27 protein-coding genes are annotated in these 26,268 nt (G+C 43.4%); 13 read left to right on the plus strand and 14 right to left on the minus strand.

Translation table 11 applies throughout. From position 1 onward, the window contains the following. The first annotated feature begins 94 nt into the window (after positions 1 to 94). Positions 95 to 244: a hypothetical protein gene (locus tag QUB39_RS07685; RefSeq protein WP_333055577.1), complete on the plus strand. Its 150-nt coding sequence runs from the start codon at positions 95 to 97 to the stop codon at positions 242 to 244. A gap of 1 nt (position 245) precedes the next feature. Here QUB39_RS07685 and QUB39_RS07690 read toward each other — a convergent pair whose 3' ends face one another. Together QUB39_RS07690 and QUB39_RS07695 are read right to left on the minus strand one after the other, a co-directional pair. Next, entirely contained in the window at positions 246 to 473 is a 228-nt protein-coding gene (locus QUB39_RS07690; RefSeq protein ID WP_333181070.1) for a hypothetical protein, read from the minus strand. Then, positions 415 to 1,413: a hypothetical protein gene (locus QUB39_RS07695; protein WP_333208029.1), complete on the minus strand. Its 999-nt coding sequence runs from the start codon at positions 1,411 to 1,413 to the stop codon at positions 415 to 417. Before QUB39_RS07695 ends, QUB39_RS07690 begins: the two co-directional genes overlap by 59 nt. A 276-nt stretch (positions 1,414 to 1,689) precedes the next feature. Between QUB39_RS07695 and QUB39_RS07700 the strand changes: the two genes are divergently transcribed. The 4 genes from QUB39_RS07700 (at position 1,690) to QUB39_RS07715 (ending at position 4,579) form a co-directional block, all read left to right on the plus strand. After that, positions 1,690 to 1,932: a helix-turn-helix domain-containing protein gene (locus QUB39_RS07700; RefSeq protein WP_293176868.1), complete on the plus strand. Its 243-nt coding sequence runs from the start codon at positions 1,690 to 1,692 to the stop codon at positions 1,930 to 1,932. A 414-nt stretch (positions 1,933 to 2,346) separates the two neighbouring features. After that, positions 2,347 to 3,663: a transposase gene (locus tag QUB39_RS07705; RefSeq protein WP_333208030.1), complete on the plus strand. Its 1,317-nt coding sequence runs from the start codon at positions 2,347 to 2,349 to the stop codon at positions 3,661 to 3,663. Positions 3,664 to 3,793: 130 nt separating this feature from the next. Beyond that, positions 3,794 to 4,075, plus strand: coding sequence for a helix-turn-helix transcriptional regulator (locus QUB39_RS07710; protein ID WP_333055574.1), 282 nt, complete (start codon positions 3,794 to 3,796; stop codon positions 4,073 to 4,075). Between the two features lie 234 nt (positions 4,076 to 4,309). Then, the gene (locus QUB39_RS07715) at positions 4,310 to 4,579 is read left to right on the plus strand and encodes a helix-turn-helix transcriptional regulator (RefSeq protein ID WP_333038826.1); all 270 of its coding nucleotides are present in this window, start codon (positions 4,310 to 4,312) and stop codon (positions 4,577 to 4,579) included. 123 nt (positions 4,580 to 4,702) lie between these two features. Here QUB39_RS07715 and QUB39_RS07720 read toward each other — a convergent pair whose 3' ends face one another. The 3 genes from QUB39_RS07720 to QUB39_RS07730 all read right to left on the minus strand — a co-directional run bounded on the left by QUB39_RS07720 (position 4,703) and on the right by QUB39_RS07730 (position 5,901). Then, positions 4,703 to 4,942: a hypothetical protein gene (locus QUB39_RS07720; protein ID WP_333208032.1), complete on the minus strand. Its 240-nt coding sequence runs from the start codon at positions 4,940 to 4,942 to the stop codon at positions 4,703 to 4,705. Positions 4,943 to 5,013: 71 nt separating this feature from the next. Then, a complete protein-coding gene (gene arfB / locus QUB39_RS07725; protein WP_333208034.1) occupies positions 5,014 to 5,427 on the minus strand; it encodes an alternative ribosome rescue aminoacyl-tRNA hydrolase ArfB in 414 nt (137 codons plus the stop codon). A 3-nt stretch (positions 5,428 to 5,430) separates the two neighbouring features. After that, complete coding sequence (locus QUB39_RS07730; RefSeq protein ID WP_333208036.1) at positions 5,431 to 5,901, minus strand: restriction endonuclease; 471 nt, start codon at positions 5,899 to 5,901, stop codon at positions 5,431 to 5,433. A 77-nt stretch (positions 5,902 to 5,978) separates the two neighbouring features. On the opposite strand from QUB39_RS07730, the gene QUB39_RS07735 reads away from it, so the two are divergent. Beyond that, positions 5,979 to 6,176: a hypothetical protein gene (locus QUB39_RS07735; protein WP_333055570.1), complete on the plus strand. Its 198-nt coding sequence runs from the start codon at positions 5,979 to 5,981 to the stop codon at positions 6,174 to 6,176. Next, positions 6,160 to 6,390: a hypothetical protein gene (locus QUB39_RS07740; protein ID WP_333055569.1), complete on the plus strand. Its 231-nt coding sequence runs from the start codon at positions 6,160 to 6,162 to the stop codon at positions 6,388 to 6,390. The genes QUB39_RS07735 and QUB39_RS07740 overlap by 17 nt, the downstream gene beginning before the upstream one ends. A 103-nt stretch (positions 6,391 to 6,493) precedes the next feature. On the opposite strand, the gene gnd is transcribed toward QUB39_RS07740, so the two are convergent. Continuing rightward, positions 6,494 to 7,948 carry a decarboxylating NADP(+)-dependent phosphogluconate dehydrogenase gene (gene gnd, locus QUB39_RS07745; RefSeq protein WP_333055568.1) on the minus strand — a complete coding sequence of 485 codons (1,455 nt, stop codon included), beginning with the start codon at positions 7,946 to 7,948 and terminating at the stop codon, positions 6,494 to 6,496. Between the two features lie 293 nt (positions 7,949 to 8,241). Between gnd and QUB39_RS07750 the strand changes: the two genes are divergently transcribed. Further along, positions 8,242 to 8,664, plus strand: a complete 423-nt coding sequence (locus tag QUB39_RS07750; protein ID WP_333055567.1) for a hypothetical protein — start codon at positions 8,242 to 8,244, stop codon at positions 8,662 to 8,664. A 296-nt stretch (positions 8,665 to 8,960) separates the two neighbouring features. Here QUB39_RS07750 and QUB39_RS07755 read toward each other — a convergent pair whose 3' ends face one another. The 7 genes from QUB39_RS07755 to QUB39_RS07785 form a co-directional block, all read right to left on the minus strand. Beyond that, positions 8,961 to 9,557: a Uma2 family endonuclease gene (locus tag QUB39_RS07755; RefSeq protein WP_333055566.1), complete on the minus strand. Its 597-nt coding sequence runs from the start codon at positions 9,555 to 9,557 to the stop codon at positions 8,961 to 8,963. 475 nt (positions 9,558 to 10,032) lie between these two features. Further along, complete coding sequence (locus tag QUB39_RS07760; protein WP_333208038.1) at positions 10,033 to 11,898, minus strand: ABC transporter ATP-binding protein; 1,866 nt, start codon at positions 11,896 to 11,898, stop codon at positions 10,033 to 10,035. Between the two features lie 75 nt (positions 11,899 to 11,973). Then, on the minus strand, positions 11,974 to 16,704 hold the full coding sequence (locus QUB39_RS07765) for an Ig-like domain-containing protein (RefSeq protein ID WP_333208040.1): 4,731 nt from the start codon (positions 16,702 to 16,704) through the stop codon (positions 11,974 to 11,976). Between the two features lie 221 nt (positions 16,705 to 16,925). Further along, a complete protein-coding gene (locus tag QUB39_RS07770; protein ID WP_333208042.1) occupies positions 16,926 to 17,540 on the minus strand; it encodes a Uma2 family endonuclease in 615 nt (204 codons plus the stop codon). After that, positions 17,540 to 17,896 carry a hypothetical protein gene (locus tag QUB39_RS07775; RefSeq protein ID WP_333208043.1) on the minus strand — a complete coding sequence of 119 codons (357 nt, stop codon included), beginning with the start codon at positions 17,894 to 17,896 and terminating at the stop codon, positions 17,540 to 17,542. Before QUB39_RS07775 ends, QUB39_RS07770 begins: the two co-directional genes overlap by 1 nt. Next, positions 17,889 to 18,233 carry a DUF433 domain-containing protein gene (locus QUB39_RS07780; RefSeq protein ID WP_333208044.1) on the minus strand — a complete coding sequence of 115 codons (345 nt, stop codon included), beginning with the start codon at positions 18,231 to 18,233 and terminating at the stop codon, positions 17,889 to 17,891. The genes QUB39_RS07775 and QUB39_RS07780 overlap by 8 nt, the downstream gene beginning before the upstream one ends. A gap of 342 nt (positions 18,234 to 18,575) precedes the next feature. Then, positions 18,576 to 21,023, minus strand: a complete 2,448-nt coding sequence (locus QUB39_RS07785) for a glycoside hydrolase family 31 protein (protein WP_333208046.1) — start codon at positions 21,021 to 21,023, stop codon at positions 18,576 to 18,578. A gap of 158 nt (positions 21,024 to 21,181) precedes the next feature. Here QUB39_RS07785 and QUB39_RS07790 point away from each other — a divergent pair, with 158 nt between their 5' ends. Next, positions 21,182 to 21,595, plus strand: coding sequence for an element excision factor XisH family protein (locus QUB39_RS07790; RefSeq protein WP_333102649.1), 414 nt, complete (start codon positions 21,182 to 21,184; stop codon positions 21,593 to 21,595). Next, positions 21,583 to 21,918, plus strand: a complete 336-nt coding sequence (locus QUB39_RS07795; RefSeq protein ID WP_333102648.1) for a XisI protein — start codon at positions 21,583 to 21,585, stop codon at positions 21,916 to 21,918. Before QUB39_RS07790 ends, QUB39_RS07795 begins: the two co-directional genes overlap by 13 nt. A gap of 329 nt (positions 21,919 to 22,247) precedes the next feature. Here the strand turns inward: QUB39_RS07795 and QUB39_RS07800 are convergent, their stop codons facing one another. Further along, positions 22,248 to 22,607: a group 1 truncated hemoglobin gene (locus QUB39_RS07800; protein ID WP_333055558.1), complete on the minus strand. Its 360-nt coding sequence runs from the start codon at positions 22,605 to 22,607 to the stop codon at positions 22,248 to 22,250. A 650-nt stretch (positions 22,608 to 23,257) separates the two neighbouring features. On the opposite strand from QUB39_RS07800, the gene QUB39_RS07805 reads away from it, so the two are divergent. The 3 genes from QUB39_RS07805 to QUB39_RS07815 all read left to right on the plus strand — a co-directional run bounded on the left by QUB39_RS07805 (position 23,258) and on the right by QUB39_RS07815 (position 26,061). Next, positions 23,258 to 23,860 (plus strand): 2OG-Fe(II) oxygenase, encoded by a 603-nt coding sequence (locus QUB39_RS07805; RefSeq protein ID WP_333208048.1) that lies wholly within the window; start codon positions 23,258 to 23,260, stop codon positions 23,858 to 23,860. A gap of 250 nt (positions 23,861 to 24,110) precedes the next feature. Next, on the plus strand, positions 24,111 to 25,400 hold the full coding sequence (locus tag QUB39_RS07810) for an AAA family ATPase (RefSeq protein WP_333055555.1): 1,290 nt from the start codon (positions 24,111 to 24,113) through the stop codon (positions 25,398 to 25,400). A 4-nt stretch (positions 25,401 to 25,404) separates the two neighbouring features. Next, positions 25,405 to 26,061 (plus strand): DUF4276 family protein, encoded by a 657-nt coding sequence (locus QUB39_RS07815; protein WP_333055554.1) that lies wholly within the window; start codon positions 25,405 to 25,407, stop codon positions 26,059 to 26,061. Positions 26,062 to 26,268 lie beyond the last annotated feature (207 nt).

Raw genomic sequence — 26,268 nt, forward strand, 5'->3', positions numbered from 1 at the left:
CCCGATCAAAAGCAAAGCTAAAACTTGCTTTGACAACGCTTGTAAGGCAGCCTTAGCTATTGAGGGGGCGCTCTACGTCCAAGGCTTTTTGGCCGTGCCCAAAGCGCCCTACAAGCCGATCGACAATCCGACTTTCAACCAGTATAAACGATCGCCCCCTGCATCCCCAAATGATATGAAATCAGATCGATCGCCTACCAGCCCCTTCCGGGACACGGCTGTGATGCCGTGTCCTTACCCGTAACTTATCGGCGACAGCCTTCGGCGATCGCCCTTAACACCGCTAGCCGCACTTCTGGATGAAATTTCTCAAGCCCGTTAGCCCGAAAAATCCAGTGTCCGCCGCCCGCGTGCTCGATCGCAATTTTCTGACCGTCAGGCAAAACTATTTGCCACCAATTCAACACACTGGCTTTAATAAGGTGGCACTGAATTTCGTTCAGTTGAGCCTCCATTAATTTCAGTTGACGCATGATAGGATTTTGGGCAGATGACTTCATGATTTTTCTCATTAAATGAATTCGACTGTTTCTCGGCTTTGATTTCAGTTTGCCGATTTTTGAACTTAACTTCACCTTCCGAAGTTTTCGCCTTAACTTCCCTTTCCGAAGTTTTCGCCTTCACTTCCGTTTTACCACCTTTAGGCTCAACTTTGACTCCAAAACCTTTAGACTTAACTTTTCCTGGGGCAGAAGTTGAAGTCGGTTCCGTGGCAGGCTTCTTAAACTCCGCGTCTAATTGGTCTAAAATCTCCTCTTGTTCGGGAGTATGTTCCGCTGGCTGGTCTGAATTTCTGGGATTGTATTCGCCAACCAACCTTGCCAAAAATTCCGAAATTGACAGTCCGGCTGCGGCTGCTTTTTTCGTTAAAATGGCGTAGGTGTCGGTTTTAATCCGAATTTGTTTGAGCCGGAGGTTGGGATTGTTGTCAACGGTTTCAGCAATAGTTACTGCCGTAATCCTTTCTTTGGGTATGACATCGACAACTTCTTGCCACTTTTCCTGTAAACGACAGTCGCCGTATTGGTCGGTAATTGCGTGTTTGAACAAAGGGACAACTTGAGCAACGCAGCTAGGCAAAATCTCAAATCCGGCTTTAATTAAGCGCAGGCAAATGCTCGCAGCTTTGATAATTTGCGTGCAGTAAAAATACTGCCTGCCTAATGCTTGTTCGCAGTAACTTTTAAAAGTTTTGAATTTGTCTTTGTACAATCGCAGCTTTCGGATGGCGTCCAGCATGATTCCTTGACGCACGTAGTCTAGGAATCCCCTTTTAATTTCGCCTGTGAGGTAATCTAAATCGTGAAAGGGAGATTGATTCTGGATTTCTTCTTCAAAGTCTAGCAGCGGGCCTGCAAAGTGAAAGTTGGAGGCGACATCGCCTAGGTAGAAGTTGTCAATTGATGTGGACATGATCTGGAATGGTTCGAGAAAGGGCACGATAGCACGGAAGTTGTGCGATCGCAAAGTTGAAGTTTTGGTCTGGATCTTTGATACAATTTTGAGTTGGGCTGTCTTGTGAGGTCGATCGACCTTTTACATGGCACCACCTCAAGGCGGTTATTCAAAACTGTAGGTTTTGGCTGTTCGCCCTGACCGGCCAGCTTTTGTTCTGTCACTTGTATCTCATTATGAGATGTCGATTTAAATTTGTCAAGTATGACATCTCAATTTGAGATTTATGTTACAATGTCATCAAGAAAAGAACGAAGACAGGAGGGCAATTCACCATTGGAAGCCCTAAGAATCAACAAAACAGACTTATCACAAGATGAGTTTGCTTTTAGATGCGGGATTCCCCGGGCCACGTATCATAGATGGATATCTGGAGCCACAGAACCAAAATTTTCTCTCTTTCAGTTGAAAGCTATTTGCCGAGAACTAAAAATAGAAAAAATCGATGAACTTCCAGAGAGCTTTGGGCCGAATTAGCAATTAAATTAAACCAACAGTTAAAAAATTATTACTGCTGATACAATTTTGAGTTGGGCACTCCTGTGAGGTCGATCGACCTTTTACATGGCATCACCTCCTCGGCGTTGAGAAAAAAGGGGCTTGAGGTATGCGCCCAACCCCCGAAAATACGCTTGGCTATGCAGGCATAATTGATAGACACGAAAAATAAGGCGGTTCTTCAACTAAACCAAAAGGAGTCCCGCGCTCTACCTGTACCTAGGTGAGCGTCGGGAGGAATTTGCGTGAGCCAGGAGAGCCGTCCCGAACCAAACCGATGACTTTATGTGTCGGAAAGTTCGGGGCGGTCGATGAGCGAACAAATAATTTTTGCTACACCACTTGCTTTTTCCATGTTCACGAGATAGAATTTTCTCAGACTTCGTGAAAGTAATGCCTCAAATAATCACCGCCAAGCTAAAACTCAACCTGAATGCCGAGCACAAAGGTTTGGTGTCTCAGACTACCTTGGCTTATCGCGATGCCTTGAATCATACTTCGCGAGTTGCTTTTGATGCGAACAAAACCAGCAATGGCGCTAAGTTGCAAAAGGCTGTTTACAACGAATTGCGTGTTCGATTTGGGCTGGGCGCTCAGATGGCTTGCAATGTACCCAGACAAGTGTCGGCAACCTACAAAACACTCTGGACTAAGGTAAAACAATCTAACGATGCTATTGCCAAAGGATACACCAAGAAAAGGTACAAAGGACTAGACCAGCCCCCTAAGTATATTTCTCGAACCTGTACCTTGAATTATCAGCGCGACTACTCGTTCAAATCCGAGCAGAGGGTGAGTATTATTACCCTAGCTGGTAGAATAGTAGTTTCGTATGATGGCTACAACAAGCATCTGGATTTGATTGCCAAGGGTTCCAAGTTTGGAGCAGCTAAAATTGTCTATCAGCGTTCCTCTAAGGTTTACTATTTGATGGTAAGTATTGAGGTAGAAACCCCTGAACTCGACCCACTGAAAATAACTAGAGTTTCTGGCGTTGACGTGGGGATGCGCTACTTAGCCGTAGAAACAGACTTACAAAACAAGTCGAATTTCTACTCAGGTTCCGACGCTAGACATAAAGCCAACCGCTATCATAAAGCTAGACAAACTCTTCAGCGTAAAGACACTCGTTCGGCAAAGCGCAGACTAATTGCTTTGTCGGGAAGAGAAAGACGGTTTATCGCTGACGTGAACCACCAAATTAGCAAGGATATTGCAAAACCTAATACTTTGATTGGACTGGAAAACCTAACCGGAGTTCGGGAGAGAATTAAGTCCAAGTCTGGTAAAAAGGCTAGCAAGAAACAGCGAAGAGCTAATCGAAATAAAGTTAAATGGTCGTTTGCCGAATTGCACGGCTATATTGACTACAAAGCTAATTTGAACGGCTCTTTAGCTACTAAAGTCCCAGCTCATTATACTTCGCAAAGCTGTCCAAAGTGCGGACACACATCAGCAGGCAATAGACCAAAAAAAGGGCTATTGTTTCGCTGTGAATGTTGCGGACACGAGCTTCATGCTGATTTGGTGGGTGCGCGAAATATTGCCATGAGAACGTTGCTTGTCCGGCAGGACTGGACGAGTACGGGGAGCTTGTCAGCATCCCCTAATGTGTCGGGCCGTGAAACTAAAGCTGAGATTCTGCAAAGATTCTCGGAATTGCGGTGGAGCTCAGATACAAGCCCACATCTCCGGCGGTACTCCGCTTGATGCTGGGTAGTTGACACCTGCATTTTGACCTTGGAGGCTCGTTGAGCGGCCTTTGTTTTGCCTACTAACATGAAGTTTACGTCTTATTCAAGCCTTTGTTAAGACGTAAACTTCATGAATATTTCGTCCCATGATAGAAGAAGATTTACAAGAAAAGGAGAAGTCTCCATTGAGACTACTCAGAGAACAAGCTGGACTAACACGCCCTCAAGTCAAAGAAAAAATCGGAATTTCCGAGCGAAGACAAGCTGACTGGGAATTAGGCAAGGCCCTACCTAATGCTGAAAACATACTTGCTATGGCTAACCTGTACCAGGTTTCTCTAAAAACTATGTTTGAGGTTTTAGGATTAGACGTAACCAAAATTCCCGATGACTTACCAAGTCGTGAGTCCTCACCGAACGATAACTAACCCGCAGGGGTTTGTCCATGTCTAGGGAAAGGGGCTTGAGTCATGCACCCAAGCCCGGAAAATACTAAGGGTATGCAGGCATAATGGGTAGAAACTACAAATAAGGCAGCTCGCTAAACCAAAGCGTTTCCACCGTCCGGCTAAAGGAGCCGCCTTTCTGTTGTCTCTATCTTAAACAACCTTAGTTGTATTTTAGCAATTTGTCAACAACTTTGGTTGTGAATTTTCTATGATATGCCCCGAAAGAAACAAACTCAAGAGTCGAAAGATATACCAGCACTGCAAATCTTGCGGGAGGCTGTTGGTTTATCACAATCCGCGTTAGCAAAACAAATTCCCGACAAGACTCGCACAAAAACCTTAACTCAGCAAGCCATTAGCAAATGGGAACGAGGACTAGACGAACCCGAACTGACCATTGCTCAAATGAAAGCTCTTTGCAAAGCTTTGGGAAAAACGCTTAACGATTTACCTAACGACTTAGGCCCACCAAATCCCGACTGACAACATTTGTTGCTTGGTTCTAATTAGACCAACCTAAAAAAGCAGATTAGATGCCCGACTTCTTCAAGAAGTCGGGCATCTAACAAGCAAGTTATAAAGAGGATATTAAAGTAGGATTTGGTATTACTTACGAAAAACAGAAGTGATAATCACCGTGATAGTGGCGCTTGCAATCAAAGTGAAAGCAAGTTGCACAACCCATTGGGTAGCTTTCTGGTAGTTATCGAATTTGTCATTGAATCTGTCGGTTTTGTCATTAGTTTTCTCAACATCAGTTGATAATTTCTCAACTTCAGCCGATAGCTTGTCTAGCTTTTCAATAACATCGGCTAGCGTCGGCTCGTTACTTGCAGTAGTTGTCATTGCCGTTTCCTAAAACTAACCATCATCACCTACAATTATATCCTAATTTTAATAGGAATTGAGATTATCAATCACTCCGTGACTTTCCCTCTCATAGCTTTAATCTGCCCTCGCTTGGTTTTGCTGTCGAGACGCTTGCGCTGGGAACTACGAGTCGCTTTGCTGGGTTTGCGCCTTTTCGGTATGACGATCGCACTTTTAATCAGTTCTTGCAGCCGTCTCAAAGCCTCTTCCCGGTTTTGTTCCTGGCTGCGGTGTTCCTGAGCTTTGATGACAATCACACCTTCGGAGGTGATGCGCTGGTCGTTGATTTGCAACAAACGCTGCTTGTAGCGATCGGGCAATGAGGAAGCTGGGATATCAAAGCGCAAGTGAATCGCACTCGCCACCTTATTGACATTTTGCCCCCCCGCGCCTTGAGAGCGAATCGCACTAATCTCGATTTCGCCATCAGGAATGAACACAGTATTAGAAATTTGTAACATGATTTATTGATAATTCTTAGCTGTGAGTATAAACTCAATTAGTTTTTTTCGATCCCATAACTCTACATCGTTAGATTGAGCAAGTTTGCAAGCGTTTTCTGTAAATCTGTTGTTAGTGATTACTCTACCTTTATTTCCTTTGTAATGTCTGACGGCTCCTGCTACTTCTTGAACTGCTTTAATCCCAACTGGATTTTTGCTTCTTTTGGCTTGAACCACGGTTTTTGAGCCATCTTTGTATAAAATTAAATCAGCCCCATAATCTTGACTATCTTGAGTTAAAGTAACACTATAACCCAAGTTCCTAAAATGGATATTGAGAAATATTTCAAACTCTTTACCAGTCATTTCATCCACTTCCAGAATACCACTATCTAATAAACGTTTTCTTTGATCTTCTTCTGTTAATTTATCAAATACCAATGCTGCAATATCACTGAAAACGGCTGCTGCTCTCACTATAAAAGGTTTCATAAAATTACATTTATTTTAAAGGAGTAGTTATAATTGTACCAGATTTGCTCAGTACAGGCTCAACTACACATCAACCTATGCCATCATCAGGAGTTCAATACTTAATTATCAATGCCCTGGAAACTCTCGACTTGCTCATCTGGAGAATATATGATGAAGAAAAGGGCTTTTGGTACATCGAAACCCCTAGTCGAGTTTTACCAAGGGCTGCTATACTACAAAGTGGCGAGATTATTCGTATAGACGAGCTGGAAGACTATGACGAAACCGCATGATATTAGAAGAGAACAAGACCGCAGATTGGGAGAATTAATGGCGATCGCACGTCAGCGATTCCTCGATGCAGGCGGCGATCCTCGACACCCGCCATCAGGTATAAAAGGCGATGATTACATGACAGACGCAGAAAGACAAGAAGCACTGACGATCGCCCGATCGCTCTTTAACGACGAATATATTAAAACCTATCTCAAAAACAAACGTCAATGAATTTTAGATTTTAGATTCTAGATTTGAGAGGCGAGCCCACGGATGAAGCGGTTCAAAATCCGAAATTAGTAAGGTGCGCCGAAACGCACCCTACAAAAATTAATTAGTCCGTAGTACCGGTTTGCAGCGACTCTTTAGCAGTCTGCGTCCACTCAGAGTGGAAGAATTCACCGCGCGGTTTGTCGGTGCGTTCGTAGGTGTGAGCCCCAAAATAATCACGCTGAGCTTGCGTGAGGTTTTGTGGCAATCTTTCGCGTCGGTAGCTATCAAAATAGTCCAGCGAGGCGCTAAATGCTGGCACTGCAATCCCCAGTTGGCAAGCAGTAGCTAACACGTCTCGCCAAGCCGATTGGCGATCGAGAATGCTCTGTTTGAACTCCGGCGCTAACAGCAAATTCGGCAACGTAGGATCGTCCTTGAAAGCTGTTTTAATCTTGTCCAAAAAGCCAGCCCGAATGATACAGCCACCCTTCCAAATTCGGGAAATTTCGCTCAAACTCAAGTCGTAATTGTAGGACTTCGATGCCGCGCTCAACAGCGCCATGCCTTGAGCGTAGGAGCAAATCTTCGAGCAGTAAAGCGCATCCCGGACTTTATTCACAAACTCTTTAGTATCGCCTTCGTACTTGCCGCTAGGCCCGGTTAGTTCTTGGGAAGCTTTGATGCGCTCGTCTTTGTAAGAAGACATGATTCTGGCATTCACAGCAGCGATAATTGTGGGAATGCTCACGCCCAATTCCAAAGCACTCATTACAGTCCAGCGGCCCGTACCTTTCTGACCGGCTGCGTCCATAATTACCTCAACTAAGGGTTGCTTAGTTTCCGGGTCAATGTACTTGAAAATATTAGCCGTAATTTCAATCAAAAACGAGTTGAGCTCGTCTGTGGTATTCCATTCGGCAAAAACTTCCTGCAACTGCTGGCCGTTCAATCCACCAACGTTTTTGAGCAAATCGTAGGCTTCAGCAATGAGCTGCATATCACCGTACTCAATGCCGTTGTGAACCATCTTCACGTAGTGGCCAGCGCCACCAGGGCCGATGAATGTGACGCAGGGGCCGTCATCTACTTGAGCGGCAATTTTGGTGAGAATTGGCTCTAGTAGGCCGTAAGCAGTGCGGGTGCCACCGGGCATCAAACTAGCACCATTCAGCGCGCCTTCTTCGCCGCCGCTGATTCCCATGCCGACAAATCCCAGTCCGATCGATTCTAAATCTTTGGTGCGGCGTTCGGTGTCGTCGTAGAGCGAGTTGCCGCCGTCAATAATCATGTCGCCCGGTGACAGCATGGGTTTGAGCTGGTCGATGACTGCATCTACGGGTTTCCCAGCTTGCACCATGACTAAGATTCTGCGCGGGGTTTCTAGGATATCGACGAATTCTGTCAGAGTCTTGGCGGCTACAATGTTCTTGCCGGGGGCGCGCTTGGCCATGAAGTCGTCGGTTTTGGCTGCGGTGCGGTTGTATACAGCCACGGAGAAGCCTCTGCTTTCGACGTTGAGCGCTAGGTTTTCGCCCATCACTGCTAGACCGATTAAACCAAAATTTTGCTTTGTCATGCTAATAACCCGCTGGTTGTTCCCGCTTGATGATAGGTTTGCGAGAGAGGAAAGCGAGGCGGGGTGTACCGCTTTCCGGTGGACTAAAAGTATTGGACAATAGACCTAGGAGGTTTAGGTTTATTTTTATATTCTCAGAATTGCTGTTTGGTAAATCAGTAGGGTTTTTTTAAGATTTAAGGGATATTAATGACGCCGACAGGTGATGATAAGGCAGGTATTATGTCGATCGCGGTAACGGTAGATACAAACAAGCGGACATTTTGAGGAAAATTGAGGAGACTGTTGTAACTATGGAAGATTTGCAGTATCTCGCGGCCTGGGTGAAGGAGCAACACGCTCGCGAGTATATTTTGACTTGGCTGCTGAGTCAACAGGGGCTGTGGTGGTCTGATGGGGATATTTATCAGGCCGTTTTGCAAAAGTCGGGAAAGCTTTTGAAAGCTTATGTTCAAAAAAGGCAAGCGGGAGAGTTATTTGAGGGAATTTCTGAGAAGTTGGGAGGAGATGAGAATTGGGATGATTTGGCGGCGAGTTTGGCGCGAATTCTTGCGGTTTATCAAGAGGAATTATCGCATTTGCAAGAGCGCGATCGCAAGGGGGATGGGGTAAAAAAAAATTTGATTAGCCAACCGTTGACTGGAGATCCTTTGCCGCTTTTGGAGGTGCAGCAAGCTTTGCCCGATCCTTATGCGGATACGTTGACGGGGAGATAATTTGCGATCGACTTTTTGGAGGCACAAGAATCTCAGAAACCGGGTTTCTTCCTATATCTCTCGTACTCAACCAAAAATTGTCGCAGAAACCCGGTTTCTCGCCACGCAGTTAATCCCAAAAACCGGGTTTCTTCCTATATCTCTCGTACTCAACCAAAAATTGTCGCAGAAACCCGGTTTTTCGCCACGCAGTGAATCCCAGAAACCGGGTTTCTTCCTACATCTTTCGTACTCAACCAAAAATTGTCGCAGAAACCCGGTTTCTCGCAACTTGGGCGACAGTTCTCGATCTAGATTCAAGGATTGAGAATAGGTGTAATATCTAGAAGAAATCCGGGAAGTACATCTTCACCCGAAAGTGTAGGCGGTTGGTCAAAAGAGAAATTAATCACTTCTGCTACATCTTCAGACAAGCGATAGATTTCTACTAAAGGCGTTTGGGGGTCAATTAGCCAACCTAAGCGACAGCCGTTAGTTCGATAATACCGCATTTTAGCCCGCAATGTTTCTAGGGAATCACTTTGCGAACGCAATTCTATTACAAAGTCCGGGCACAGGGGAGGAAATTTGCGCTTATCTTCTGCGGATAATGCTTCCCAACGTTCTAGGAGTACCCAAGCAGCATCAGGGGAACGCTTCGCACCGTTGGGTAATTGAAAGATAGTGGAAGAGTCAAAGACTTTTCCCAATCGAGTCTGACGATTCCACAAACCGAGTCCCAGGTTGAGATCCGAATTTCTGATGCCGCTTTCGCCGCCTGTTGGAGGCATAATAATTAGTTCTCCTTCGGGGGTTTGTTCTAATCGCCACTCTTCATTAGCGATGGACAATTGATAAAATTGTTCGTCGGTTAAAGCGACGGATGCAGGTAGGTTGAGAGTTATAGTTTCCATCGTTGATATTATCGCCAACTAGCTTGGTTTTATTATAACTCGCACTTTCTGACAATTTTCTCAAAAAGATCGCACGCTCAGAAACCGGGTTTCTTTCGATATTTCTCGTGCGAGGCGGAAAATTGTCGCAGAAACCCGGTTTCTCGCCACGCAGCTAATCCCAGGAACCGGGTTTCTTCCGATATTTCTCGTACTCAACTGAAACTTGTCGCAGAAACTCGGTTTCTCGCCACCTAACGAGAGAAATTAGAGCGCAAATCCGCGATAATCGATCGCAATCACCCGCGCCAAATTCCCCACGCTAACCCACAAGTCCGCCGGGGGTTGAAAGCCCGCGTCTCATAGCAAAAGTCCTCTCAAAGAGGACTGAAAGACACATTTTTGAACAAGCATTGCAATATCTCCCCAGTCGGTTTCAACCGAGTTTCGCTCTCTCGACAGGGGTTTTAACCCCTGGCGGACTGTTTGTTTAACTCTAAATATAGCTGCTAGCTTGACGGGTGAACATTGAGCAGTAAATTCCGTTTGATGCTATCAATTCGTCGTGAGTTCCTATTTCTGCTATTTTACCGTTTTCCATGACGGCGATGCGATCGGCAATTTTTGCTAAGCCCAATCTGTGACTGATGACTATGGTTGTTTTCCCGGCGGCTATTTGGCGGAAGATGCTGTAAATTTCGTGTTCTGTCTTGGGGTCGAGGGCGGCGGTTGGTTCGTCAAAAATGAGCACTTCGGCTGTAGAAAGCCGCATTAAGGCGCGGGCGATCGCAATTCTTTGCCACTGTCCCCCCGATAAGTCTATGCCGTCTTCTAATTGTTTCCCCAACGGAGTCTCTAAACCTGCGGAAAGACTATTTACTTTGGCGCTAATTCCTGCTTCGGAAATAGCTTCATTAATTGCGGTGTCATCTGACAGTGAAAGCAAGTCGCCGAAACCGACGTTTTCGCGGACTGTCGAGGGGAAACGGGCGTAATCTTGCATGACGACGGCGATGCGCGATCGCACGTATGCTAGAGAGTACGATCGCAAATCTTTGCCGTTCCAGTCGATCGTACCGCTTGTCGGATCGTACAGTCTGCCGAGCAGTTTGCCAAGGGTGGTTTTACCCGCGCCATTTTCACCAACAAGCACTAGCATTTCACCCGGATTAATGGTTAAGTCGATATTTGCGATCGTGCTTTTATTGCTACCGGGATAGCAGAAAGATAGATGCTTAATCTCGATGCCAATTTTATCTTTTGTGGGGCAGGCATCTAGCCCGTCTTCTGGTAAACTAGGCAGGCGAGATGCTACATCTCCAAGCGGAGACTGCAATTCTGGTTTGAGTTCCAAAAGTTGAAAAATCGGAGTAACACCGAGGGAAATATCGTACAAATTAGCATAATTGCCTATAAGTAACTGCAAACTTTGCTCCACCTGAACAATCAAACCCGAATACAGCGCCAAATCTCCCAAAGTATAGCGCCCTCCCAAAGCTCCCATTACCACATAAACAAAGGGCAAAGCTACTCCGATTCTACTAAACACTGACCACAAAAGTAAAACAATTGCTCCTTTTTTTCGGATTTGCTGCATCTCGCTAAAAAATTGCAAAAACTGCTCCTGCCAGCGTTTGAGCCAAAGTTCCTGCAAGCCAAACAAACGCAATTCTTTAGCATATTCTTCGCCCGTCAGGACTCTAGCGGACAAGTTCATCTCGCGGCTGATTTTAGCTTGCTTTCTTTGAACTCTCCAGATGATTTTGCTATATTTTCTTTGGATGTAAATTGAGGGACAGGATGAAATCAACATCACCACTGGCACCCACCAAGCTATTGCAGCAGCAAGGCCTATCGATGGAATAAATATAAAAATTCCCGTGATGGTCATGCTGATGGTAAATGCTAGTTGCTGTATTTTGAATACTCCGGTTTTTGCGAGTTCTACTATATTTAATAGTTCCGGGTTTTCAAACAGGGCAATATCGTCGAAATTGGCGACTTTTTCGAGGACTTTTCCTTCGACAAAGCCTTGAACGCGATCGCGCAAAGATGTCGCTGCAAAAGAACTCATTGTGTCTAGGGCATCGCCGACTAACCTAAGACTTAAGACTCCGCCAATACTCCACAGCAATATTGGTCGGGAAAGCATCAAAGCAAGGGGCTGTGCTGTTTGGGTTTGCGACAGCAACCGAGATACTTCATCAATGATTAATTTATCTAAAAAAAGCACGGCAGATGGGGCAGCACCGGCGATGATGTTGAGTATTATTAAATGGCGGAGTTCAATTGGTGCGGCTTTGATTATCAGGCCGAGGCTGCGCCACAAAGCTTGGAAGGTGGTAATTTGGATGGCTTGCATAGTTTGTGGGTAGGTGTCGGGTCTAGTCATCCCCGGACGGTATATTATAACAAAGGTGCTTTTCACGATCTATTCTTACAGACTCAACTCTGGGATTCCCCATATGCGAATAGTTCCATCACAGTGACTACTAATAATTTGTTTTCCATCTGGCGTAATTGCAAGGCAAGAAACCCTATTAGCGCGGGAAAAATACTCTTTTAGGTACTCCTGCACAACTTGAATAGCTATAGCTAATGATGGCGTTCGATGACTCTTTCTGTGTGACAATATGCCACTGTCCATAGCTTGCAAAACTTTCATAACTTGCATAACTAATGATGGCGTTGGATCTAATCCTCTCTCTCTAAGGATTGAAAAGGCTAAACATCTGACTTGGGCAACACTACTCTCTTTTATATGGTCTATGAAATGCTCTTCTATATGGCTGCTGAAATACTCTTCTATAGAGTGAAATTTTTCTCCAGTATTTAAGTCCCATATTTCAATAAACGACTCATAATCGTCATCGTCATATCCAACCGATACAATTCTTTGACTATCAGGTGTAAGTGTAAGAGTCCGCACTATAGCAGAACTCTTTAAACTTAGCCGAACACCTGGAGATTCCTTCGTTAAGTCCCATATTTTAATCGTGTTGTTATTATGGCTAGTGATGAGTGTTTTACCATCCGGTGTAATAGCCAAAGCATAAATCCATCCTAAATCACATCCTATAATAGTTCGCAATTTTCCAGTTATTAAATCATAGGATTTGATAATTTTTTCACTTCCTACAATTATTCTCTGTCCATCTGGAGAAATAACAATCCTGTTAGTATTACTCCAATCAATATAAAATGCTTTCAAGATTTCTTGGTTGTTTAAATCCCATGTTTGAATAATGTTGTTGTCTTCAACACTAATAAACTTTTTCCCATCTGGTGTAATAGCCACTAAATAAACTGAATCTGAATAATGTAGAGAGTGTAGTAACTCATTCGTCTTTAAATCCCAAATTTTTATGGTGTTATTCGCACCACTAACAAGTGTTTGCCCGTCTGGAGTAATAGCAATAGGGTTAATATAGTGTTGAGGAGCTTCCAGTGTACTAATTAATTCTCCAGTGTTTAAATTCCATATTTTTATGGAATCGTCCCAGTAACCACTACTAACAAGTCTCTGTCCATCTGGTGTAATAGCCAAAGAAGTATGAATCAATTCATGATATCTATAATATCCATGATAACGATCAAAATGAAAATCAAAATCAAAATCATTATCAAAATGACCATTAAGGACATTAAGACATTTAAAACATTTATAGGGATTGTATTTAACAGCCAAAACAAAGACATCAGCAGAAGCGCTTAAGTTTGCACTCGCCTCACTCAAACAGAAACGACTGATAGATAAGAAAACCCTAGCTACTAGCTTTTGCAGCTTTTTCCAAAACCACCCTTCTAAAGCCGTATAAAAATCTAATACATTTGGATCTACAATTGTATCAATATCTGTTGTTTGATCTACCTCTATATCTAGTTGTTCGTCAGCTTCTACTATCGTATCCGTCTCTTGAATTGCCTCGAATTTATCTGTACTTATATCTAATTCTTGTGTCTCATCAACTATTGCATTATCTAATTTTTCCTCGGTATCTGTTGAGCCTGAATCTAAAGAAAATATTTCTTGGAGCAGCATTTCATAGGAAATTAAGTAAGATATTATTCTGCTAGAAATACCAGTATATAAAAAGAGCTTTCTTATATCTTGCGTATACTTCGGAGCTAATTGAGATGTTGCAGTTACTTGAAAATAACCTTGCTCATTCTGGGTAAAATTTAATGTACCATCTTGAGCAATTTCACCTCCGGTTGTTTCCCAATCAACCTCACCGGGCGCGAGTGAAAAGCCGAATTGATCTAATCCTTTAACAACAAATGTTTGTTGTTCGCTTGATTTAAGATAAACAAAACCAGGCTGAACTTCTAAACGTCTTAAAACAGGTAGGAGGATAACTTTAGCTGTATCACTAAGTTTTCCTAATTTTGCGGTGACAGTAACTTCGCGCTTTTGATAATCGCCTTTAAAAGCTCCTTTATTGGTAATTAATCCACCAGTTGTACTGTTCCATCTAACATTCGTTATTTCTAAAGGATCGCCGACTTGATCGAATCCAGTTACAGTAAAAGTAAATGATTCGTCTGGTTTAATTTCTACCTGTTCAGGAGATATTTTTAGCCCTCTCAGAACAGGAGTAACAGTAACTTCAGCATTAGCGCTTAAATGCCCTACATTGACGGTTACTTGACAAGCACCTTTTTGCTGTTCTCCACTGCAAAAATTGCCATGTCGATCGATTAAGCCCTCTGTTGCATTCCATTCTATATTGCTGACAGATATTTCTTCACCTCGTTGATTTAAAGCAACCACATTAAATTTTTGGCTTTCTCCTGGCTCTAAAGTAACAGATGAAGGTAAAATCTCTATGAATGTTAACCGAGAAGGTTCGTAAACTTTAACTTCTGTGCAAGTGTTAATTCTCCCTACACTTGCTTTAATAATAACAGTGTCTTCTCGATCGCCCGCATAAAATACACCCCGATTATCAATGTTTCCACTAATTGCTGACCAAGTAACTTTTCCAGCTTGTATGTTGTTACCATACTGATCTACTCCCTTAACTTCAAACTGAAAGCTCTGGTCAAACTCTAATTGAGGTATTGAGGATGTAATAATTAGTTCTGCTAGCCTCGGAGGTTCAATAATCGTAATTGGGATAACTCGACGAATTGAACTAACTGAAGCGATAACTTCAAAGTTTCCTTGCTTGTTGACAGCTATAAAATAGCCAGTTTGGTCAATTATTCCACCGCCGCTACTTGTTGACCAAGTAATTCTCCCAGTTTGTATGCTGTCACCATACTGATCTACTCCTTTAACTTGAAACTGAAAACTCTGCCCAAACTCTAATTGAGATGTTGACGATATAATAATTAGTTCTGTTAGCTTCGGAGGTTCAATAATCGTAATTGGGATAACTCGACGAATTGAACTGACTGAAGCGATGATTTCAAATTTACCTCGATCGCTTCCAGCTACAAAATTGCCATTTTGATCGATCGTTCCACCTCCGCTTACTTCCCACAATACAGTTTCCGGCATGGGATTTCTGCGTTGATCTAAAACTTGTGCTGTAAATTGTTGCGTTTTACCAAACTCTAAAGTAATCCTAGAAGGAGTAACAGAAATCTCAGTGATTCTAGGGGGCTGAATAATAGTAATTGTGACAGAAGTCTCAAAAATTCCTATCTTTGCTTTAACTTCAAATCTTCCTTCCCGTTCACCTGCTGTAAATAAACCTTGTTTGATTTTACCGCCAGTAGTTTCCCATTCAACATCTTTATCGTTAAGGTTGATATCTCTATTATTCTGGTCTAAACCTTGGACAGTAAAATATTGAACTTGACCACAAGTGAGTGCTTGGGAAATTTCATGAATAACAATCTTGCTTAATTTTGGATAAGAACATCCCTTAATAGCATGAAGTGGTTTTCCTGTTTGTGGTTCCAATAATGTTACCCAATCTTTCCCTGCAACAGCAAGAGTTTTTCCATTAGGACTAACTGCTACAGAGCTAATAAAATCAGGCTGCTCTGGTAAAGTGTAGATGACTTTATTATAATTATATCTTAAATCAAAGATTTTAATTTCTCTGGAAACACCTACTACAAGTATATTTTGATTGATATTACAACCTAGAGAATTAATTGATTGATTATTTGGGTAAGTCTTGGTGCATTCTAAATTTTGAAGAGGTAGTACAGAAACACCTCCATTATCTGCTGCGGCAACAATAATTCTACCTAATACCCAAGCCCCTACAGCTATAGGCCCTCCTAATGAAAACCCTGCGACAGTAGCTGCTACATCTACTAAACCTTTACCCAAAGCTGAACCTGATTGATTTGAAGATTGTTCTCCAGATTTTGATTGCCAAAATTTTACAACACCATCACGACTGCCACTAATTAAGGTTGTGTTGTCTGAAGTAATAATTAAAGATTGAATCCAAGCTGAATGTCCTTCAATACTGCGTATGAGTTTACCGCTATCCAAATTCCATAAGGTAATTTTATTATTAGTGCTTCCACAAGCGATAACTTTTCCATCATGGCTAATACATAAGCTCAAAACAGAAGATAGTTCCTTTGGATCTTGTAGAGTTTCATTTAATTTCCCAGTATTTAAGTCCCATATTTTGATGGTTTTGTTGGTGCTACCACTAACAATGGTTTTTCCATCGGGAGCGATCGCAACAGCAGTAACCCAACTAGAATGCCAACTTAGATCGATTAATGTATGAATAAGCTGCCCTGTTTTTAAATTCCATACCTTAATATTTTTATCTGCACTTCCGCTAACCAAGGTATTGCCATCAGGACTAATAGCAACTGACAAAACCCAGTGCGAATGTCCTTCAATACTACGAATTATTTCCCCTGTTTGCAAATTCCATACCCAAATCTTTTTCCAACTCCCTCCTACTAAAATACTATTACCTGGACTTATTGCCAGAGAAGTAATAACGTCTGTTGGGGAAGGTGTTAAGCTTTCTGGTGCATTTGCCCTCAAACAATAATTATCAGCACGAAAAACTCTGTAGGCAAATTGTTTGACTCTCTCCGATCGATCTTTGATAGACTGTTCAATCAATAGTTCTAAACCTTGTTGACCATAATTGAGAGTCTCTGATAAAGCAGCAAGTCTTTCTTGCTCACTTTGACTAGATAACTGCTTCTTAACTTCTTCAATTCTTGTAGACATTCTATTTCTCTCCCAATCATTAACTTTCGGATTTTTTGCCAGCCACAAGCAACAAATTAGCTAGGTGATAGGGTTATAGCATAAATGTGGTGATAATAAAAGTTCATCTAAGTTATTTATGTAGATTATACCAGATGCTCGGTTAATCATTGTAAATGATGATGACATAATTTCTATTTCTTTATCCTCACGCCCAGGTTGGTTGAAAATTTATCAGTGCATTACACTGACCCACCGTTAAAAATTTGCTTTGCGGTCAAATTCAACTCTGGAAACACTGCCGATTCAACCCTTTCATCTCCTCGAAACAGCTTAATTTGATACTCGCTATCTACTAGCTGATAAACTGATAAAGTCGGCTGTTTCGGAGAACCAATATAACGGCTACCACCTAAACCCAAATAATCTACAATCCAATATTCAGGAATGCCTAGTGCTTCATAGTCAATCATTTTGTGGGCATAATCATCCCGCCAATTAGTGCTGACAACTTCAACAACTAATTTAACGGAATTTCCCTGAGTGATGACTGATTCTCTTTCCCATCGAGGCTCATTGGCTTCTACAGCTTGTTTATCTAATACAATTACATCAGGATCGTAGCCAGAGTTATCGCTAAATTTAATTGTACATTCCTTGGGAATAAAGTAAGGAAGTTGCAATCGCCTGATTTCAAAGCCCAATTCGAGCGACTGAAAACCGGCAATCGCTGAGTGTTTACCAGTTGGATTGGGCATTTCAACAATAACTCCGTTATGTAGTTCATGGTGTCCTTTTTCTGGCTTCCATTCCAGGAAGTCATCAAAAGTTATTAACTTGGGTATAGCTTGAGTCATCAGGAAACCTCTTTAGTGATAGGTAGATGAATAATTTGATCTTGATATTCATTGAGAAAAGAACATTCGGCAATCAAAATTAATTCCTCTATGTTTTGCCCAACGCTTAAATTCGCATTTAAAATAAATATTCCAGGAATATGACGATTGGCTTGCAAATGATCGTTCAAGTGAACAGGCATAGATTTACGGTTATTCGTGACTAGGATAAAGTCATATTTTTCACACCATTCTAAAATTTCAGGGTCTTTAGTTCCTTTGGCTGGTATAAAAGGTTCGCCAATGACCCGAATAATTAATTCTACTTGTTTACTCCGAATTTGAGTAGGATAAACCGGGTCAATATTTTCATCCATTAGATACTTGAGGACCATTTTTTTTAGTTCTTTCTTCCTTAATTTTTTGCAGTCTAATCGAAGCTGGATGAGGGTTTAATTGTTGGGCTTTTCTTTGTTGGTGTGACCATTCTAGCCAGTCTTCGATATATTTATCTAAGACGGCTTTATTGTTTAAATAATACAGGATTGTTGCGTAAATTTGATCCAGGGTCAAAGTGTAAAAGTGTTTGATGATTTCCTCTGGTGAACGTTGATGATAAATATATTCATAGAGGATGCTTTCTATTCCTACTCTTGTCCCTTTTACTCGAATGTCATCCTCGGCTAAAAATTCAAAATATTCTTCTATTAGCATGGTTTATTCCTCCATTTGTTGAGTAAGGTTTGAATTGGCGAAAATAAAAAGCCTGGCTGCAATCGAATAATTTTCAAACTTTCAATTCCGCGATAGTCCACAATCTTGACAGGTTTACAATTTATCCAACCCCTTTGCCGAATTTGTTGGCTGTTTTTTTGGGATTTCTCTACCCCGCTAACATCTTTGCTACCGACTGATGAATTCGATCGCACCACACCGGAATCACAGGCTGACCAGATTTTCAGGATACGATCGCCCTTTCCATCTCAAACTCTGCCAGATCGAGCGATCGCCCTGAATCAATCCCACCATAGCATAAACCGCTTTATGCCAAAGTTATCAAAATGTCAAACGCCGCACCGTACCATCATCTGTAAATCGCTGTTCGCCAACGCCAACAACTTCCACAATAACTTCGCGTTCAGATATCAAAAATTGACCCTCTCGCGCGGCAATTTCAACGATGATTTTTTCCCCTTCCAAATACACCTTGTAATTAGTCGTAGCCCAGACACCTTTTTCATGTTCAAAACTGTGTCCATCGTCCTCATAAAGCGTCCATTCACCGCTTCCGGGCCAAATTCGCATTTTCAATGACTCAAGGGGTTCTTCGCTGACAAATTGCTTCACAGGTGCGATCGCAATTATGCCCCCGCCCCGCACGTAAAGCGGCATTCTCTCCAAAGGTGCATAAGCCAAAATGTGCATCGGGCCCTGATAGCATTCACCCGTCCACCAATCGTACCAAGTCCCCTCCGGCAAATACACGGCGCGATGCTCAACTCCCGGCCGGTAAACAGGTGCAGCCATCAGCGACGGGCCGAGTAATACTTGATCGTAAAGGTGATAAGTTGTGCGATCGCGCGGAAAGTGATATAGTAGCGGTCGCAAAATCGGCGTTCCCGTCGTCGCAGCTTCCCAAAACAACGTGTAAATATAAGGCAACAACTGATAGCGCAAATTGATGTATTCGCGGCAAATCTTCTCAGTGCGATCGCCAAAAACCCACGGTTCGTGCTGCGCCGTACTCATGGCCGAATGACCGCGCATCAAGGGATACAGCATCCCCACCTGCATCCACCGCGCGAACAATTCAGCCGTTGCATTCCCCGCAAAACCGCCGATGTCGCAACCGACAAACGCCACGCCGGAAAGCCCCATATTGCAAAGCATTGGTAGCGACATTTCTAAGTGTTCCCACAGCGATTGATTGTCGCCCATCCACACCGACGAGTAACGCTGAACGCCCGCAAAACCCGATCGCGTCAGCACAAAAGATCGCTCGCCAGATCGCACTTTTTGCAACCCCTCAGCACAAGCTTTCGCCATCATTAAACCGTACAAATTGTGGGTTTCCGCGTGAGTTGTGCGATCGGATTCCGGGCCTTGCGGTGCATCCAGGGGAAAGCTGATGTGTTCGCCGCCGTCACCAAAAGGCCGTTCGGCGATCGCAGGTTCGTTCATGTCGTTCCAAATCCCCGCAATCCCAATATCTGTCAGGGTTTTGTGCAATTCGCCCCACCACTGGCGCACCTCCGGCCGCAGGAAGTCGGGAAACACCGCTTTATCCGGCCAAACGTAACCGTGGAATAGCTTTCCCTCTGCGGTGCGGACGAAATAGTCATTTTCTACACCGCGATCGAATATTTCATAATCTGCTTCCGGTTCGTACTTGACACCGGGATCGACAATCGTGACAACCTTAAAACCCGCTGCTTTCAAGTCTGCGATCAGTTTCGCGGGATCGGGGAAACGCTTCGGGCTCCAGGTAAAAACGCGGTAGCCGCGCATATAGTCGATGTCGAGGTGGATGACATCGCAGGGAATCGCCCGATCGCGAAATTCCTTCGCCAACTCGCGCACAATGTCCTCGGATTCGTAGCTCCAGCGGCATTGGTGGTATCCCAGCGCCCATTTTGGCGGAAGCGGCATCCGGCCGGTTAACTGCGTGTAGGTGGCGATAATTTGGGCGGGTTCCGGGCCGTAAATGATGTAGTAGTCGAGTTCCGGGCCTCTGGTTTCCATCCGCAAAACTCCCGGTTGTTGGGCGCCGATGTCGAATTGACTCCAAAATGTCGTGTTGAAGAAAATGCCGTAAGCGCGATCGGGATTCATGGCGATGTAAAATGCGATCGCCTGGTACATTTCATCGGTGAGGGAATTGTAGTCAAGGGAGTCGGTTGTCCAGTTTGTCTTGACTTCCGAGAGTTTGTCGAGAAAGCCGGTGCGTTGGCCGAAACCGTAGAAGTGTTCGTCTGCTTCGATGCGTTTCCAGCCTGCGGTTGCGCCGGTGCGCCATCCCATACTGGGATCGCAGTCGCTAGCAAAGGGTTTTCCCGATTTGTCGAAGCATTCGATGGAAGTGCGATCGCGCTTTACGGAAATCAATATTTGTGATGTTTCAATTTCTATTTTTTCGTCTGTTTCTCGCACTTCAAATGGTATAATTTCCCACTCTTCGTCAGGGACTGTTATTGAGTGCGATCGGCTTTCTACCCCCCCTAGCCCCCCCTTATTAAGGGGGGGTTGGTCTATAATTTCTTCCTCCCCCTTGTAGGGGCGGTGCCTGCGTGCCCGCCCTAGGTGGGGGGGGTTTGGGGACATTCGCACTCGGATTAAATTCGGTGCGAGGATGCTGATGTTTAGGGAGGAATTGGTACAGTTGAAGTGAATTGTGCGTGAAGCGCAGCTATCCCGTAGGGAATCGGTTTTATCGATCGATTGTACAGAGCCAATAATTGACCAAGGCTGTTCGGTTGTTTGGAGTTTTCCGAAGTATTGCGGCATACACTCTGACTCGAAATATTATCGATTTTGCTATGAGCAGTTAAGGGTTGTCATCTGGCAAAAGGCTGAACTATAGCCAAACTGAGTATTCCCCACCCGTAGCCAGGGTATAATGGGCGACAAGGAGCCGACATTAAGTTGGATGAGGTACTCTGAAGATGGCTAAAGACATTTACCACAATACGGTGAGAACGGCTCTAGAAAATGATGGTTGGACGATTACTAACGATCCCTTAACCTTGAAGATAGGAGGACGCTCGGCTTATATAGATTTGGGTGCACAGAAGTTATTGGCAGCAGAGAAAGAAGGTCAGCGGATTGCAGTGGAGGTGAAAAGCTTTATCGGCCCATCACCCGTACATGATTTGGAGCAGGCGCTAGGTCAATACATCATGTATTCACAAGTTTTGGAGCGGCAGAATTCGGCGCGTTTGTTGTACTTAGCCATTCCAGAAAGCGTGTTTTTAGATTTTTTTTCAGAGGAGCTGCCACAATTAATGGTTGAAATTAATCACTTAAAATTGCTAATTTTTGATGCGAACACAGCGGAGGTTAGAAGATGGATAACTTAGAGTTTTATCGGCAAACGATCGAGACCATTTTAAGAAAGTATGCAGAAATTCCCTATTCTTTTGGAGAAATCGATCAGCACTTAATTGTCGATCGCGATCGCAATCACTTTATGCTGTTTGATGTGGGTTGGCAGCAAAAACGGCGAGTGCATGGATGTATAACTCACGTCCAAATTATTGATGACAAAATTTGGATTCAACGCGATGGCATTGAGGATGGGATTACAAATGAGCTAGTCGAAGCCGGGATTGGGAAAGATCAGATTGTCTTGGGGTTTCAACCGCCCAACGCCCGCCCTCATACGGGATATGCGGTGGCATGAGGTTGCCGGCGATAGAGTTAAAAACCTGTACTTCACCGAAGAAACAATCAGCGTCGCTCTCATGGATGGCCGAACAATTACTGTACTTTACTAAATCTACTTAAGCTGTTACGCATTTAAAATAGTATTGTATGGTGCCACGGGCCGCAGCGTTTTTCTTGCCTAATAAGTGAGCGAGCTGACGAACCCTACAGGCTACTTCCTTCGCCTCGAAAGCGGTTCATTATATCCGGCAAAAAACAAAGTGGAGCTTTCGCTTCACAATTACGAAATCTCCACTTTTATCACTATTCTAGTGGCTGCAAAAACCCAGTTGCATTCACTCGATCTTACTTGTACAAAACAGCCTCTTTCAAAGTCGCGATCTTACCTAGCGCTTCATCGAGATCCTCTTGGGATGCGCCGTGGGCAACTATTGCATCGGTCAAATGCTTCACAATTGCATCAAAGTGTTCAGGCTGTAAATTCAAACCTGCGTGTGCTTTCTCCATTGAACGGCCTGAGTATTGCTTGGTGCCGCCAAGGGCATAGGAGATAAAAGCAGTTTGATGGCGGCGCTGCTTTTCCATGTCTGTATGATCGAAGAAGTGGCTCACTATCTCGTCAGCCAAAACATCGCGGTAAAAATCATCGACTATCTCTTTAATGGCTGGCTCTCCACCCATTTTTTCGTACAATGTTGTTGCCATATCGTTATCGTTTCAGCGAGTTATTTTTTTTCCCTTACTCTTTAATTATAGCTGGCAGCTTGGCTTTTTTCCACTGTGAAATGTTAATTTAATCTGAAATAATTACTGAGTAACTGTTGCGACTGCTGGTATTTCTTAGACCACATTCTCTAATTGTAAACTTTATTAACGTTCTCTCGCCAGTTAGATATTGTCGATCGCCCTCCCAGCAGTTTTACCTAATGCACGGATTGCTGGTTTTAGCAAGATGTTTCCTATACACCAGCAACACGCATCTGTTTTCCAGCTAGCAAACTCAAGAAATCGGTGATAAAACAGAGGCCGGATGCGATCGCGGAAATTGCGATCGCCCCTGCAATTGGACAAGTTAAAATAAATGGGCGATCGGCTTCCCAGCAGCATCATGTATAATTAAACTGCAAATATAATCGAATCACCACAACGATCGCCTGTATACTGATATTCTGCCGTTGCTAGTCGGTTGCGAGACTTCCGGGCGATCGCCCGCAGTTAAGAAAAACCTTTGACTTAAGTACGCGGACACAAATAAACATTATTATCTCATTGCGAGAAACGAAGCAATCCCAAGTCTGAGCGATTGCTACATTTCTATCTGCTGTTTCCTTGAACTTTGATGATTTTTGAGTGCCTTGAAATACTATAGTCAACATCCTAACGCTTTCTCGATCGACTACCTCAACGACTTGCGAGGAGCAATTCTAGCCTCCCCTTATCTAGCAATCAACAACCTCAATCGCGATTTCATTGGCACAAAAGGGTTTTCCGTAGTGTTTCAACGTTCGGAAATCGCCGAAGTAGAACGGCGGTTCCCTTTGTTCAAACCCTATCTAGACCAAGCATTACTGCCTGAATGCAATGCTTTTTACCTCAACCCTTTGTTGCTGGGTGAAGGTTCCCGCGTCGATCCGCATATCGATCGATCTTTGCGATCGTACTGCAAAACAGTTGAACCTCCCGCAGCCGTCAGCGTTTTATACGTGCAAGTACCGCCGAACTTGCAAGGAGGAGAATTGATACTGCGGCGCAACAAACAGCAAGTCGGCCAGATTAAGCCACAAGCCAACTCGCTAATCTATTTTCAAGGAGATTTGACTCACTCTGTCAACGCCGTTAAAAGTACCGGCACTCGTTTGAGTTTGGTTTGCGAACAGTACAGTTTGAGCGAAACTGAACTGCAAGATATTCCAGGATTCACAGTGGAATCTAGGGCCGCAAAAGCAAAAATTAAGTAATGTTTATTCGATCGATCCTGGGAGGGTGATAAATTCAGGACACGCTTAACCAGCCGCTTGCATCAACGGTTCAATCACCGCCAACTTATGTGCTAGGAGATTATCCATAACAACTACTGCGATCCGAGTGGGTTAAGACCGAGCATTATGGGCGATCGGCTTAAGTAAAATCAAGTATAATGTTAGAGTTACTGAATTGTTATATGGTTAGAGTAACTTATAACATTCCTAATGAAGCAGAGGAACTTAAGTGGCAAAAATAGAAGGATTTAGGGTAATAAATTACCGCTCGCTGCGTGATATTACTATGGGCAAGCTGTGGAATACGCAAAATGCCGAGGAACTAACGCCAATGACAGCCGTTATCGGTAAAAATGGTGTTGGGAAGAGCACGCTTTTTGACACTTTTGGCTTTCTTGCAGACTGCTTAAAAGGGGGAGTCGAAGAAGCCTGTGATGCCCGTGGGCGGGGAGGTTTTGAGAGAATTCGATCCCAAGGACAAAAGGGAAGTGTTGAGTTTCAGATTTACTATAAAGAGGATCGTAACGCTCGACCAATCACCTATGATTTGGCAATAGACCTTGACTCTTCTGAAAGACCGTATGTAAAAAAAGAAAGACTTAGACAACGGAGAAAAAACGAAAAAAAAGGACAACCTTATTCTTTTTTGATTCTGAATGAAGGTAAGGGCTTAGCATGGAAAGGTGAAGAAGGAGGTCAGCTAGTTGATGAAGATCGAGGAGAATTTGATGTAAACAATTTAATAGAAGAAATCCAAATAGGTGAGAGATCAGAAGAAAGTAAAGAAAAGGAAATAGTTGAACTTGACGACAAGCGAAAACTGGGAATTGCTACTTTGGGAGCGCTCAAACAACACCCAAGAATTTCCGCATTTCGTAGATTTATCGAAGGATGGTATCTCAGCTATTTCACACCAGACGCTGCCCGTAGCTTACCTCTGGCTGGGCCACAAAAACATTTGAATATTCATGGAGATAATCTAGGAAATGTGGTTCAATTTATGGAGAGAGAGCATCCTAAGAAATTCCAATCAATTCTGCAAAAAATATCTAGTAAGATTCCAGGCGTGGCAAAGATTAGCACCGCTAAAAGTCCAGACGGTAGACTTCTGCTGCAGTTCAACGATCGAGGTTTTCAAGAACCATTTTATGCTCAACAAATGTCAGACGGAACACTGAAGGTATTTGCCTATCTCCTTCTTTTAGAAGACCCCTCACCACCGCCATTTTTGTGCATAGAAGAACCCGAAAACGGACTTTACCATAAGCTTTTAGAAACTCTAGTCCGAGAATTTCGAGAACACGCTACAGCTCGAAAAAGATCGCAAGTATTTGTTACAACACATCAACCCTATTTTGTAGATGCTCTTAACCCTGAAGAGGTTTGGGTACTTGAAAAGGGCGAGGATGGTTTTTCTACAATCAGACGAGCTAGCCAAGACCCTCTCATTAATAACCTTGTTTCTGAAGGATTGCCCCTTGGCGGACTTTGGTACAGCGATTATCTAGATAAAAGGTGAATAAATGCACTTTGAGATACTTGTCGAGGATATTTCTGGAAAAACGGCTCTTGAAATTCTTATCCCAAAGATTATTAGCACCGAACACACATTTAAGATCAGTTCTTACAAAGGACTTGGGCATAAGGTTCCTAAAGATATAAACTCTACTTCTGATGCAAAAAAACGAATTTTGCTCGACCTACTTCCGAAAATTGTTCAAGGATGGGGTAAAACATTATCTGACTGTCCTGATTACTCTTTTGTCCTCATTGTAATTTGCGATCTAGATAACCGATGCCTCAGTACGTTTCGCAAAGAACTACTAGATATTGTAGATAAGTGTAATCCTCCGCCAAAGACGCAATTTTGCATAGCAATTGAAGAAGGAGAAGCATGGTATCTAGGCGATTTAGCAGCAGTTAAGGCAGCTTATCCGAGAGCAAAAGAAGCAGTCCTAAATTCTTACACCAATGATAGTATCTGTGGTACATGGGAGAAGTTAGCTGAGGCGGTGTTTTCCGGTGGTGTACAAAACTTATCTCAACAAGGTGGGCAAGCAATTGGTTTAGAGAAGACAAACTGGGCTAACAATATTCCTCCCCACATGGACGTAGATAAGAATTTGTCACCAAGCTTCTGTTATTTTCGAGATAAACTTCGAGGCTTAACGAGTCAGTAAAGAAACCGGGTTTTTTTATTGGGAATCGCCTAGCGCCACGAAGAAGTAGACTCGTAAAAAAAACCGGTTTCTCGACACCCGTGCCTAAGTCCTGTCTAAATACCAAAATTGGAATAATAGCCAAACTTTTGATGAGTAATATCATGTCCGGTCGATTCCCTCCGCTTCGCTTCGCCCGAAATCAGGTAGGGGCGGGTTCACCAACAA

Origin of the sequence: Microcoleus sp. AT8-B5 (genome assembly GCF_036705565.1) — a bacterium.
In the GTDB taxonomy this organism is placed as follows: domain Bacteria; phylum Cyanobacteriota; class Cyanobacteriia; order Cyanobacteriales; family Microcoleaceae; genus Microcoleus.

Excerpts from the sequence above, each read along its gene's own strand:
- QUB39_RS07690 (WP_333181070.1), bottom strand. The coding sequence starts at position 473 with ATGCGTCAACTGAAATTAATGGAGGCTCAACTGAACGAAATTCAGTGC.
- QUB39_RS07695 (WP_333208029.1), bottom strand. The coding sequence starts at position 1,413 with ATGTCCACATCAATTGACAACTTCTACCTAGGCGATGTCGCCTCCAAC.
- QUB39_RS07700 (WP_293176868.1), top strand. The coding sequence starts at position 1,690 with ATGTCATCAAGAAAAGAACGAAGACAGGAGGGCAATTCACCATTGGAA.
- QUB39_RS07705 (WP_333208030.1), top strand. The coding sequence starts at position 2,347 with ATGCCTCAAATAATCACCGCCAAGCTAAAACTCAACCTGAATGCCGAG.
- QUB39_RS07710 (WP_333055574.1), top strand. The coding sequence starts at position 3,794 with ATGATAGAAGAAGATTTACAAGAAAAGGAGAAGTCTCCATTGAGACTA.
- QUB39_RS07715 (WP_333038826.1), top strand. The coding sequence starts at position 4,310 with ATGCCCCGAAAGAAACAAACTCAAGAGTCGAAAGATATACCAGCACTG.
- QUB39_RS07720 (WP_333208032.1), bottom strand. The coding sequence starts at position 4,942 with ATGACAACTACTGCAAGTAACGAGCCGACGCTAGCCGATGTTATTGAA.
- arfB (WP_333208034.1), bottom strand. The coding sequence starts at position 5,427 with ATGTTACAAATTTCTAATACTGTGTTCATTCCTGATGGCGAAATCGAG.
- QUB39_RS07730 (WP_333208036.1), bottom strand. The coding sequence starts at position 5,901 with ATGAAACCTTTTATAGTGAGAGCAGCAGCCGTTTTCAGTGATATTGCA.
- QUB39_RS07735 (WP_333055570.1), top strand. The coding sequence starts at position 5,979 with ATGCCATCATCAGGAGTTCAATACTTAATTATCAATGCCCTGGAAACT.
- QUB39_RS07740 (WP_333055569.1), top strand. The coding sequence starts at position 6,160 with ATGACGAAACCGCATGATATTAGAAGAGAACAAGACCGCAGATTGGGA.
- gnd (WP_333055568.1), bottom strand. The coding sequence starts at position 7,948 with ATGACAAAGCAAAATTTTGGTTTAATCGGTCTAGCAGTGATGGGCGAA.
- QUB39_RS07750 (WP_333055567.1), top strand. The coding sequence starts at position 8,242 with ATGGAAGATTTGCAGTATCTCGCGGCCTGGGTGAAGGAGCAACACGCT.
- QUB39_RS07755 (WP_333055566.1), bottom strand. The coding sequence starts at position 9,557 with ATGGAAACTATAACTCTCAACCTACCTGCATCCGTCGCTTTAACCGAC.
- QUB39_RS07760 (WP_333208038.1), bottom strand. The coding sequence starts at position 11,898 with ATGCAAGCCATCCAAATTACCACCTTCCAAGCTTTGTGGCGCAGCCTC.
- QUB39_RS07765 (WP_333208040.1), bottom strand. The coding sequence starts at position 16,704 with ATGTCTACAAGAATTGAAGAAGTTAAGAAGCAGTTATCTAGTCAAAGT.
- QUB39_RS07770 (WP_333208042.1), bottom strand. The coding sequence starts at position 17,540 with ATGACTCAAGCTATACCCAAGTTAATAACTTTTGATGACTTCCTGGAA.
- QUB39_RS07775 (WP_333208043.1), bottom strand. The coding sequence starts at position 17,896 with ATGGATGAAAATATTGACCCGGTTTATCCTACTCAAATTCGGAGTAAA.
- QUB39_RS07780 (WP_333208044.1), bottom strand. The coding sequence starts at position 18,233 with ATGCTAATAGAAGAATATTTTGAATTTTTAGCCGAGGATGACATTCGA.
- QUB39_RS07785 (WP_333208046.1), bottom strand. The coding sequence starts at position 21,023 with ATGCCGCAATACTTCGGAAAACTCCAAACAACCGAACAGCCTTGGTCA.
- QUB39_RS07790 (WP_333102649.1), top strand. The coding sequence starts at position 21,182 with ATGGCTAAAGACATTTACCACAATACGGTGAGAACGGCTCTAGAAAAT.
- QUB39_RS07795 (WP_333102648.1), top strand. The coding sequence starts at position 21,583 with ATGGATAACTTAGAGTTTTATCGGCAAACGATCGAGACCATTTTAAGA.
- QUB39_RS07800 (WP_333055558.1), bottom strand. The coding sequence starts at position 22,607 with ATGGCAACAACATTGTACGAAAAAATGGGTGGAGAGCCAGCCATTAAA.
- QUB39_RS07815 (WP_333055554.1), top strand. The coding sequence starts at position 25,405 with ATGCACTTTGAGATACTTGTCGAGGATATTTCTGGAAAAACGGCTCTT.